We start from the raw sequence: 11,543 nt of genomic DNA, 5'->3' as shown, positions 1-11,543 counted from the left end.
AATAATGAAAGTACAATTGACAATTATATTCTCACTTTTAAGTGCGTGTGTGATATATGCCCAAGAGCGTGATCCGCGTGTACGTACATACATTACTCCCACCCGGATTGTTTGGCAACAAGATAGTGATCATATCACAAATTGTAATTTTTTGTTAAACCAAGGGGATGGTCAGGCTTATTGGGGAGCGTATTACGATTACGAATCAATAAACACCGGTTTACAAGGCAAGAAAGAGAAAATGACCAAGGCCGCCGCATATTGCCAACTATCTTCTACAGATGGAGCTCGTCCAGCTATTCTTCTTGATTTCGGGAAAGAGCTTCATGGTGGAGTACAATTGGTCACTGGTGCCTGGCCAAGCCATAAGCCGGTAAGAATCCGTCTTCGTTATGGCGAATCAGTCAGTGAGGCAATGTCTGACATAGACGGCAAAGGAGGAGCGACAAACGATCATGCTATTAGAGATCAAGAGCTTATCCTTCCATGGCTCGGAGTATATGAAACAGGAAATTCCGGCTTTCGTTTTGTGCGCATTGATCTATTGGATACAGACGCAATACTTGAGCTTAAGGAGGTCCGTGCAATCTCTATCATGCGCGATATTCCGTATCGTGGTTCTTTCAAATGTAATGATGAGAAACTTAACACAATATGGAGAACGGGAGCTTATACCGTTCATCTGAATATGCAGAATCATCTCTGGGATGGAATTAAACGTGACCGTTTGGTCTGGATAGGTGATTCCTATCCAGAGGTGATGACTGTAAACTGTGTGTTCGGTTACAATGAAGTGGTACCTAAAAGTTTGGATTTAATGCGTGATATCACGCCATTACCACATTGGATGAATGCAGGATTCTCCTCTTATTCTATTTGGTGGCTGTTGTGCCATTACGAATGGTATCGCTATCATGGAAATAAAGCCTATCTGGAACAATCACGTGATTATATTATAGCTTTATTGAGACAATTAATGACTCAAATAGCCCCCGATGGGCAGGAATGTCTGGATGGCACTCGTTTTTTGGATTGGCCATCGAATAGCAACAAAGATGCAATTGCAGCAGGACTCCAAGCCTTAATGGTTTGGGGAATGCGAGTCGGAGTTGAATTTGCAGAACTATTTAAAGACAGACAATTGTCTAATGACTGTAAAGCTGCCGAGAAGAAATTGGTAAAAGCTGCATCCAAAGTTTATAAAAAGTTTTTAGCTTCCTGCCCGGCTCCCGATGCTCCCGGCTCCAAGCAAGTGGCCGCATTAATGGCGATTACAGGATTAATTGATGCCCCAAAAGCTGATAAAGAATTTCTTTCAATAAATGGCGCACAAGGCTTCTCTACTTTTTATGGCTATTATATGTTGGAAGCAATGGCTGCGGCCGGCAATTATCAAGGGGCATTGGACGTGATTCGTGAATATTGGGGAGCAATGATTGACTTAGGAGCTACTAGTTTTTGGGAAGATTTCGATATCAATTGGATTCCGAATGCAGCTCCCATTGATGAATTAGTGCCGGAAGGGAAAAAAGATATTCATGGTGACTGTGGTGCTTATTGCTATGTAGGCTTCCGCCATAGTTTGTGCCACGGTTGGGCTTCAGGCCCAACTTCTTGGTTAAGTCGTCACATTTTAGGTGTGGAAGTACTAGAACCTGGATGTCGTCAAGTACGTATAACTCCTCATTTAGGAGATCTACAGTGGGTAAAGGGTACATTTCCAACTCCCTATGGTGAAATACAAATTTACCATGAGAGACAAGCAAATGGCAATGTAATATCAGAAGTGAAAGCCCCTAAAGAAGTATCGGTCATCAAATAAATAATGAGTTTCATAGAACAATTAATAAAGCAGTTTACACTGCCACAATGTATAACTTATAATGAATAAACTAATGAAAAAGAATTTATTAATGAATGTCTGGATGATGCTTGCATTATTCATGTGTATGGGTATTTTCTCCTGTTCAGACAATTCTGAAGATGGAGTAAAAGAGCCTCCTGTATTACGCTTGGTTGATAAAAACGGAAATTCTGTTGGTGGTATCAGTGGTGGAGACTATAACTTGACTGGTAATGTTGAAAATCTAACATTGAGGGTAATGAGCAACCTGGACTGGAAAATAACAATTCCTGAAGGTAACGAATGGTTTAAAGTTGATATCGCAGAAGGAGTCGGTTTCAAAGAAGTTTCATTTACAGCAACCGAGAATGAAGGGTTGGAAGAAAGAAAAGCTCAAGTTATATTATCTTCTACTCAAAATTCATCTGTTCCGGACTTCATATTGAACTGTATTCAACCGGGTGGTCCAAGGTTAATAGTAACTCCCGAAAATGCATCTGTCGGAAAGGAAGGAAAAGATGTCATTGTCGCAATTAGTACTAATTTACCTTCATTGAAATGTATCATTCCTGAAAATGTAAAATGGATTACTCAAAAATCATTAACAAATGAGCAGTTAGTGCTTACAGTAGCCACAAGTGATATCGCAAAAATACGTACTGCAACAGTGGAAGTAACCTCTGAATCATCTGCTTATCCTACAACAAAAAGTATAGAAATCAGACAAGCAGGTGCTGTGGATTTGGCAGAGTTGCTCGATGTTAAGTTCAATGCAGATGGTACTGCAGAAGATCTTTCTGCAATGAAAATGCCAATTAAAACATTTGCCGGTCCTACTTTGACCATGGTTGAAAATGAGACATTTGGTTATATTGCCAAATTCGATCCGGCAACAGTAAATCAAAATAAAATTACCAGTGGATTCTATACTGTTGATTTCACCCAAAACTTAAATTTCCAAAATGCAATTGCTGACGGATTTTCGATGGAATTATATGTGAGTGCTAAAGATTATGGAGAAAGTAGTCCGATTCCGATGGGTTGTCATGGTGGTGGCGGTGTTGCTATTATTTGGCAAGATAAAGATAACTACTGGAGTTTTGAACCTTATATAGGTAATTATTCAGCTTGTAATATGCCTCCACTGGGTGAAGTTCCAGAGGAAACTTGGTATCATGTTGTGGGCGTTTGGGACGGTACAGGAAATGCAGATGCCATTAAATTGTATGTAGATGGAAAAGTTGAAGTACAAAGAGCCCCTGCTAGTGGTAATTCATTCCAATTTCCAGGAAACAAATGGTTCGTAATTGGTGGCGACGCTGGTGCTGCAAATGAGGCAGACAGAGCCTATAAAGGTCAAATTGCTATAACTCGTATATATGATCGTGCTTTGACAACCGAAGAAGTTAAAGCATTATATAATACACTGAAAGAATAACCCACTTCGCAGATGAATCATTTTCATAGGTAATCAGAATAAATAAGCTACAGAGATTTCTTTCCAGCTTCTAATTCTATAGGTTGAAAAGCAATCTCTGTAGCTTTCACCTTGAGGTAAAGTTCATTCAACATTGATTCACATAACTAATGAAAAAAATTATCGTATCTTTAATAGTGGGCATATTAACAGCAGCACATATTCAAGCCCAAAATTCAGATAACACCCGAGCGCAGTGGATAAGCGGGGAACTTTGTAATAGTGCTACAAATACTTGGCTGATATACCGTAAAACGGTACATATTGATAATATTCCCCGATCCCTTATTGCTAATATTGCAGCAGACAGTAAATATTGGTTGTGGATTAACGGCCAAATGGTGGTATTTGAAGGAGGACTGAAACGAACTCCCTCACCTTACGATACTTATTATGATCCTGTTGAAATAGCTCCTTTTTTACAAATAGGAGAAAATACAATTGCTGTTTTAGTTTGGCACTTTGGAAAATCCGGATTTAGTCATAACAATAGTGGTCTGGCAGCATTTTTTTTTGAAGCAACTTCACCAGAGATAAATATTTTATCTGATGATAGCTGGGAGAGTGATGTATATACCGCATATCAGAATACCATGACACCACCTAATCCCAATTGGCGCTTGGCAGAAAGTAATATTTTATTTGATGCCAGAAAAGAGAAGCTTGGATGGAATCTACCCGGATATAGAGGAGTTATTCCGAAAGCCATTGTCGTTTCAGAGGTAGGTGTTTCTCCTTTTGGTAAACTAATAAAACGCCCGATTCCTTTATGGAAAGATTATGGACTACGCCCCTATATCAGTATTCGATATTCAGCTAATAAAGATACAGTCTATTGCCGTCTGCCGTATAATTGTCAGATTACCCCCTATTTAAAAGTGGAGGCTCCTGCTGGTAAAAAGATCAATATACGAACTGATAATTATTGTGGTGGTTCTGAATACAATGTTCGTGCAGAATATATCACTCGGAACGGATTGCAAGAATATGAAAGTTATGGCTGGATGAATGGGCATGAAGTTCAGTATATTATTCCTAAAGGAGTTAAGATTGTCAGTTTGAAATTTAGGGAAACAGGATATAATACAGAAATCTCCGGTAATTTTTATTGTAATGACCCTTTCTTGAATGAATTATGGAAACGCTCTGCCCGCACATTATATATAACTATGCGCGATAATTATATGGATTGCCCAGATCGTGAACGTGCGCAATGGTGGGGAGATGAGGTAAATGAATTAGGCGAAGCATTTTATGCACTTTCTCCTTCCAGTTATCAATTAGCCCTCAAAGGTGTGTATGAATTAATAAATTGGCAGAAACCGAATGGGATATTCTTTTCTCCTATTCCCGGTAATAGGAGAGAACTTCCGCTACAGACATTGGCAACTATTGGTTGGTATGGATTTTACACGTTAGCATTTTATAGCGGAGATAATAGTTTTATCCCGGATATTTATGATCGTATACACCGCTATTTACACGAAGTATGGAAAATAAATGAGAAAGGATTAGTTATTGAACGAAAAGGAGACTGGAATTGGGGAGATTGGGGAGAGAATATTGATATGGGAGTATTGACAAATTGTTGGTACTATTTAGCTTTAAAAGCAGAACGAGAATTTGCCCGACAATTAGGCAAGTCATCTGACGTGGAAGAGATATCATCTTTGATGCGTGGGATTGAGAAAGAATTTGATTCAGAATTCTGGACCGGAACTTGTTATCGTTCTCCACTGTATACCCATGCAACAGATGATCGTGCACAAGCAATGGCTGTGGTATCTGGATTAGCTTCTTCTGACAAATACCCACAACTTTTGGAAATATTCAAAAATGAATATCATGCAAGCCCGTACATGGAAAAATATGTTTTAGAAGCTCTTTTCATAATGAATGAACCATCATTTGCTTTATATCGTATGAAAAAACGTTATTCAAAGATGTTGAGTTACAAAGATTATACCACATTATTCGAAGGTTGGGGAATTGGTCAGGAAGGTTTCGGAGGTGGTACCATAAATCATGCATGGAGTGGCGGACCATTAACTTTGTTAAGTCAAAAAGTTTGTGGTATAACTCCTATAACTCCAGGATTCAAAGTTATTCGTGTTGCCCCACAAATGGGAGATTTAACAAATGCGTCAGCTACGATTGAAACTATTGCCGGAAAGGTTCAGGTTGTATTAAAACGAAAAAAGAATCAAATTCATATGTCTTTATGCATACCAGATGGTATAACAATAGAAGTACCATATACGAAAGATAAAATAAAAATCCTGAATTCAGGAAGGCATAATCTTACAATATCCAACTCTAACAATTAGCTTTAATAAAATGGGGAATAAATGCTGTAAAAAGCCTTTATTTCCCATTTTATTAAAGCTAATTTACTAATGCAAAAATTATATTTTACTACAAATAAAAAAATAGCTAAACAAAAAATATTTCCACATTACATTAGTACTTTACAGATATTATAAATATAATCAATTTATATGAAATCCCAGTTCGGGACGTTCCTTTAAATATGTTATTAAATCCCGGCCTACTGAAAGTCTAACCGGACGGGAAATCAAATCAACCGACATGTGAGTTACATCAGCATCATCCGTTACTTTAAAATATAGTTCCGTATTTCCCGGATGTTCCTTCGTCAGAGTGGCAAGTTCAGTGACCAAGGCCGAGTTCAAGACAGACAGGGGAATGACGATCGTGATCTTCTGCACCAGTTCTTCTTTCACGTCGGGAAGAAGTTCCATAGAGGTAATTTTCACTTCCAGTTCATCCTGCCGCCATTGCTTGGCTTGGCAACGAGCTTTAATATATAAGAACGTTCCTTCATTGAGATATCCCTGATAAGTCACCCAGTCGTTTCCCCAGAATGGAATCTCGGTAGAACCGGAATAGTCCTCAATCTTGGCGATACCATACGGATTTCCGTTCTTGCTGACTCCACGACGAACACTGGTCACAATTCCTCCCATCGTTATTTCACGACCGACAAGGGCAGCTTTATCTTCCAAATCTGCCATACGTGTATTGCAAACATGTTCCAATACGATAGAGAATTCATCCAACGGGTGAGCGGAAAGATAGATACCAACCAAATCACGCTCACGGTTCAGACGGTCGAGATCACTCCAACGTTCTACCCCTTGAGGAATTTCAGGAGTTGCAACATCAATAACGTTTTCACCACCGAACAGAGAATTGACGGCAGCCGCCTTATCTGCCTGATAACGGTTACCATAACGCATCAATGTTTCCAGGAAAACTTCTCCCTTAGAGTTTACAGCAAAATATTGTTCCCGTTTCAGTTCCGGGAAACTATCAAATCCTCCGGCTAATGCCAGACATTCCATATTCTTCTTGTTGCAGGCATTGAGATTGACACGTTGCACAAAATCAAAGATTCCGAGGAAAGGACCATTTTTACGCCGTTCCTCCATAATGCTTTGTACAGCAGCTTCACCTACACCTTTGACGGCCCCAAGTCCGAAACGAATATCACCGTCATGGTTTACGGTAAACTTCAGGTTACTCTCATTTACATCTGGTCCCAGTGTCTGAATACCCATTGCCTTACATTCGTCCATAAGTTTCGTGATATCGGTAATGTTCGACAAACTTCGGCTCATGACAGCTGCCATATATTCAGGAGGGTAATTGGCTTTCAGATAGGCTGTTTGGTAAGCCACCCACGAATAACAAGTAGCATGTGATTTATTGAAAGCATAAGACGCGAATTTTTCCCAGTCTGTCCAAATCTTCTCAAGCACTTTCGGGTCATGTCCATTCTTTCGTCCGCCTTCAACAAATTTAGGTTTCATGTGATCCAGCTTGTCACGCAACTTCTTACCCATCGCTTTACGAAGGGCATCGGACTCACCACGGGTAAAGTCGGCCAATAAGCGTGACAAAAGCATCACCTGTTCCTGATAGACCGTAATACCATACGTATCCTTCAAGTATTTCTCCATTATCGGAATATCATACTCAATCGGCTTGCGTCCATGTTTACGATCAATAAAATCAGGGATATAATCCATCGGTCCCGGACGATAAAGGGCATTCATGGCAATCAAATCTTCGAATGTAGAAGGCTGCAATTCGCGCAGGTACTTCTGCATACCAGCAGATTCAAACTGGAATGTACCAATCGTACGTCCGTCACTATATAATTTATAAGTAGCCGGATCAGAAATATCTATCGCATCGACATCTACTTCAACATTACGACTTAAACGGATATTTTCAACAGCTTCTTTGATGATAGACAAAGTTTTCAGACCGAGGAAGTCCATCTTAATCAACCCAGTATCTTCAATCACCGAGCCTTCATACTGGGTAACAAGCATCTTTTCGCCCGTTTCCTTATCATCAGCAGTGCTGACAGGTACCCAGTCAGTAATATCATCACGGCAAATAATCGTACCGCAAGCATGTACACCTGTACCACGCACGTTGCCTTCAAGCATTTTGGCATACTTGATCGTATCCCGCAATAGAGGATCAGATGACGCTTCCGCTGCTTGCAATTCGGGAACATAAGCAATGGCATTCGGCAAATTAAGTTTCTTGTCAGGAATCTTGTCAGGAACCAGTTTACACAAACGATCGGATTCTGACAAAGGTAGCTTTTGTACACGCGCGACATCCTTGATAGCCATCTTTGTCGCCATAGTACCATACGTAATAATATGAGCAACTTTTTCCTGACCATATTTATTTGTCACCCAACGAAGTACCTCACCACGACCGTCATCATCAAAGTCCACATCAATATCGGGCAAGGAAATACGGTCTGGATTCAAGAAACGTTCAAACAGCAAATCATATTGGATAGGGTCTATCTTCGTAATACCCAAACAATAAGCCACTGCTGAACCTGCTGCCGAACCACGTCCCGGACCTACCGACACACCCAGTTCCTTACGTGCCGCATTGATAAAGTCCTGTACAATCAAGAAGTATCCGGGGAAACCCATCGTTTTCATGATGTACAATTCGAAGTTCATTCGTTCTTTGACTTCTTCCGTTAGAGGTTCACCATAAATTCTTTTAGCTCCGTCAAAAGCCAGTTTTGCCAAATAATCTCCTTCAAGTTTTATACGATAAAGTTTATCATAACCACCCAAGCGTTTAATTTTTGCTTTCGCATCCTCTTCACTTAATACCACATTACCATGTTCATCTTGAGTAAACTCGTCGAACAAGTCTTTTTCTGTAAACTTCGCCCGATACCCCTCCTCTGTTCCGAAATCTTCGGGAATGGCGAAAGTCGGCATGATAGGTGCATGGTCGATCGAGTAGTATTCTACCTTATCAAGAATCTCCAGTGTATTGCTCAATGCTTCGGGCACGTCGGCAAAGAGTTCGTTCATCTCTTCGCGTGTCTTCATCCATTCTTGTTTGGTGTAAAGCATACGGGTAGGATCATCCAAATCCTTACCGGTACTCAAACAGATCAAACGGTCGTGCGCTTCCGCATTCTCTTCATCTACAAAGTGAACATCATTCGTACAAATCAGTTTGACATTGAATTTCTTAGCATATTCTATCAAATGTTTGTTCACATTCACCTGCAACGGATAACACTCATGATTGGCACGGGGAACAGTCGCTTTATGGCGTTGTAACTCCAGATAGTAGTCATCGCCAAACAAATTCTTATACCATTGTATTGCTTCCTCCGCTTCGGCAAATTGCCCGGCAGTAATCCGCTTCGGCACCTCACCACCGAGACAGGCTGAACAAATAATAAGTCCTTCGTGATATTTTTCGAGTTCGCTACGGTCAGTACGCGGACGCATATAATAACCGCGCGTCCACGCGTGCGATACTAATTTAATAAGGTTGTGATAACCTGTTTCATTCTTAGCCAATACGATCAGGTGATAACCACTCTGGTCGGGCTTGCCTTCTTTCAGGTCCATGGTACGGCGTGCCACATACATTTCACAACCGATGATCGGTTTGAATAGTTTGTTTTCCGCTTCCACGATCTTAGCTTTGCAAGCAGCAATCTCCGCCTCTTTATCCTCGCACTCTATCGTGCCGGCCTCAATTCCTGCAATTCGCTTCTTCAGGTCCTTGACTTCACCTTTCGGACCGCTGTTCTTCTTATTGACGTAGTTCGTAAATTCCTTGATACCGAACATATTTCCATGATCGGTCACGGCTATACCCTTCATCCCATTCTTCATGGCTTTATCAACCAGACGAGCTACGCTAGCCTGACCATCCAACAAAGAATATTGAGTATGGACATGTAAATGAACGAAATCCTGCATAATGATAAGTAGTTAATTTGAAGGCATAAAATTACTACCTCCCGGGTTATAAACAAAAATAATCCTCAAAAAGTTATCAACATTCGCATTTCTATGCTCATTTACTTGCTGAATTTTTAAATTAAGTATATTTTTGCAGACAATATCATTAAACAGCATTCATGGGCCGACTAAAGAAATTGAAGAAAATACGTATTCACCGCGAAGGAACACATATATTATGGGCTAGCTTCTTGCTATTGCTATTGATTAATGCGGCTCTTTATTGGGGGATCGATTGCAAAATACCATTTTATGTGGTAGCAGTAGCGAGTATAGCAGTCTATCTGCTGATGGTGAATTTCTTTCGATGTCCGATCCGTCTCTTCGGACAGGACACTGAAAAGATTGTCGTAGCACCCGCCGATGGAAAAATCGTCGTTATCGAGGAAGTCGATGAAAACGAATATTTCCATGACCGCCGGTTAATGATATCCATCTTCATGAGCATTGTGAATGTACATGCCAACTGGTATCCGGTGGACGGTACCATTAAAAAGGTAGCACATCATAATGGAAACTTCATGAAAGCATGGCTGCCGAAAGCCAGCACAGAAAACGAACGTTCTACGGTAGTAATCGAAACTCCGGAAGGAGTGGAAGTACTCACCCGGCAAATTGCCGGAGCAGTGGCACGCCGTATTGTCACCTACGCTGAAGTAGGAGAAGAATGTTATATTGACGAACACATGGGATTTATCAAATTCGGTTCCCGTGTGGATGTGTATTTACCCATTGGCACAGAAGTATGTGTCAGCATGGGACAATTAACGACCGGTAACCAAACGGTTATCGCCAAACTTAAATAATTCTGTCACAATGACAAACGTTATTAAAAACAGTATTCCGAATACCGTAACCTGCCTGAACCTTTTCTCCGGTTGTATTGCCTGCGTCATGGCTTTTGAAGCCAAATATGAGCTGGCACTACTTTTCATTGCTTTAAGTTCCATTTTCGATTTCTTCGACGGATTGTTGGCTCGTATGCTCAACGCACATTCCATTATCGGAAAAGACTTGGACTCATTGGCAGATGATGTCAGTTTTGGAGTTGCTCCTTCACTGATCGTATTCTCTCTGTTCAAAGAAATGTATTATCCGGCAAGTATGGAGTTCATCGCTCCTTACCTACCTTATTTGGCATTCTTGATTTCTGTTTTTTCAGCATTGCGCCTGGCTAAATTCAATAATGACACGCGACAGACCAGTTCTTTTGTGGGACTTCCGGTTCCCGCCAACGCTCTGTTCTGGGGTTCTTTAGTGGCGGGTGCACATGACTTCCTGATATCAGACAACTGCCATCCTGTCTACCTTCTTATACTTGTCTGTCTGTTTTCCGGACTGCTGGTATCAGAAATACCGATGTTTTCGCTGAAATTTAAAAATCTGTCATGGAATGACAACAAAATCAGTTTTATATTCCTGATTATCTGCATTCCTCTTCTTATATTTCTTGGAATCAGTAGCTTTGCCGCCATCATTGTATGGTATATTTTACTTTCACTTTTTACAAGAAAAAGTAAATAAACAATCTCTTGGCACGTTTGTTGTACTATGAGTTTTATCGAAGTAACAACATAAAAATCATAGCCCGATGCATATACTTTTATTCATACTCATTTTTATTATTGCCATTTTCGTATTTGGCCTTTCTATTGTCGGCTTCATACTAAGAACGATTTTCGGATTAGGACGTGGATCTTCTTCATCACGCCCGAAACAAACGGAATCGGGACGTACAAGCCAACAGGACTATGGTCAAAGAGATAGCCGTTCAAATGATAATGAAGAGGAAATATATTCCGAGAATGTTCCTGAGAAAAGACATAAAAAAATATTCACCCAGGACGATGGTGAATATGTAGATTTTGAGGAAATCAAATAAACA

Annotated in this window: 7 protein-coding genes; 6 read left to right on the top strand and 1 reads right to left on the bottom strand. The window is 40.4% G+C overall.

What is annotated here, in order from left to right; genetic code table 11:
* The first annotated feature begins 4 nt into the window (after positions 1 to 4).
* The 3 genes from CJF29_RS04040 (at position 5) to CJF29_RS04030 (ending at position 5,647) form a co-directional block, all read left to right on the top strand.
* On the top strand, positions 5 to 1,822 hold the full coding sequence (locus CJF29_RS04040; RefSeq protein WP_099146647.1) for an alpha-L-rhamnosidase C-terminal domain-containing protein: 1,818 nt from the start codon (positions 5 to 7) through the stop codon (positions 1,820 to 1,822).
* A 73-nt stretch (positions 1,823 to 1,895) separates the two neighbouring features.
* Positions 1,896 to 3,281 carry a LamG-like jellyroll fold domain-containing protein gene (locus CJF29_RS04035; RefSeq protein WP_099146646.1) on the top strand — a complete coding sequence of 462 codons (1,386 nt, stop codon included), beginning with the start codon at positions 1,896 to 1,898 and terminating at the stop codon, positions 3,279 to 3,281.
* Positions 3,282 to 3,430: 149 nt separating this feature from the next.
* Positions 3,431 to 5,647, top strand: a complete 2,217-nt coding sequence (locus tag CJF29_RS04030; protein ID WP_008998943.1) for an alpha-L-rhamnosidase C-terminal domain-containing protein — start codon at positions 3,431 to 3,433, stop codon at positions 5,645 to 5,647.
* 162 nt (positions 5,648 to 5,809) lie between these two features.
* Here the strand turns inward: CJF29_RS04030 and dnaE are convergent, their stop codons facing one another.
* Entirely contained in the window at positions 5,810 to 9,616 is a 3,807-nt protein-coding gene (dnaE, locus tag CJF29_RS04025) for a DNA polymerase III subunit alpha (protein ID WP_004299221.1), read from the bottom strand.
* A 161-nt stretch (positions 9,617 to 9,777) separates the two neighbouring features.
* Between dnaE and CJF29_RS04020 the strand changes: the two genes are divergently transcribed.
* The 3 genes from CJF29_RS04020 to CJF29_RS04010 all read left to right on the top strand — a co-directional run bounded on the left by CJF29_RS04020 (position 9,778) and on the right by CJF29_RS04010 (position 11,540).
* Positions 9,778 to 10,464 (top strand): phosphatidylserine decarboxylase family protein, encoded by a 687-nt coding sequence (locus CJF29_RS04020; protein ID WP_004299219.1) that lies wholly within the window; start codon positions 9,778 to 9,780, stop codon positions 10,462 to 10,464.
* A gap of 10 nt (positions 10,465 to 10,474) precedes the next feature.
* Positions 10,475 to 11,182 carry a CDP-diacylglycerol--serine O-phosphatidyltransferase gene (gene pssA, locus CJF29_RS04015; protein ID WP_004306563.1) on the top strand — a complete coding sequence of 236 codons (708 nt, stop codon included), beginning with the start codon at positions 10,475 to 10,477 and terminating at the stop codon, positions 11,180 to 11,182.
* A gap of 67 nt (positions 11,183 to 11,249) precedes the next feature.
* Complete coding sequence (locus CJF29_RS04010) at positions 11,250 to 11,540, top strand: DUF4834 family protein (RefSeq protein ID WP_074559176.1); 291 nt, start codon at positions 11,250 to 11,252, stop codon at positions 11,538 to 11,540.
* Positions 11,541 to 11,543 lie beyond the last annotated feature (3 nt).

Source organism: Bacteroides celer (assembly GCF_002632415.2).
Taxonomy (GTDB): Bacteria; Bacteroidota; Bacteroidia; order Bacteroidales; family Bacteroidaceae; genus Bacteroides.
This window is presented reverse-complemented; position numbering and strand designations above follow the sequence as displayed.

Bases quoted from the DNA above. Each gene is read 5' to 3' on its own strand.
- CJF29_RS04010 (WP_074559176.1), top strand. From the start codon at position 11,250: ATGCATATACTTTTATTCATACTCATTTTTATTATTGCCATTTTCGTA.
- CJF29_RS04020 (WP_004299219.1), top strand. From the start codon at position 9,778: ATGGGCCGACTAAAGAAATTGAAGAAAATACGTATTCACCGCGAAGGA.
- CJF29_RS04035 (WP_099146646.1), top strand. From the start codon at position 1,896: ATGAAAAAGAATTTATTAATGAATGTCTGGATGATGCTTGCATTATTC.
- CJF29_RS04040 (WP_099146647.1), top strand. From the start codon at position 5: ATGAAAGTACAATTGACAATTATATTCTCACTTTTAAGTGCGTGTGTG.
- CJF29_RS04030 (WP_008998943.1), top strand. From the start codon at position 3,431: ATGAAAAAAATTATCGTATCTTTAATAGTGGGCATATTAACAGCAGCA.
- dnaE (WP_004299221.1), bottom strand. From the start codon at position 9,616: ATGCAGGATTTCGTTCATTTACATGTCCATACTCAATATTCTTTGTTG.
- pssA (WP_004306563.1), top strand. From the start codon at position 10,475: ATGACAAACGTTATTAAAAACAGTATTCCGAATACCGTAACCTGCCTG.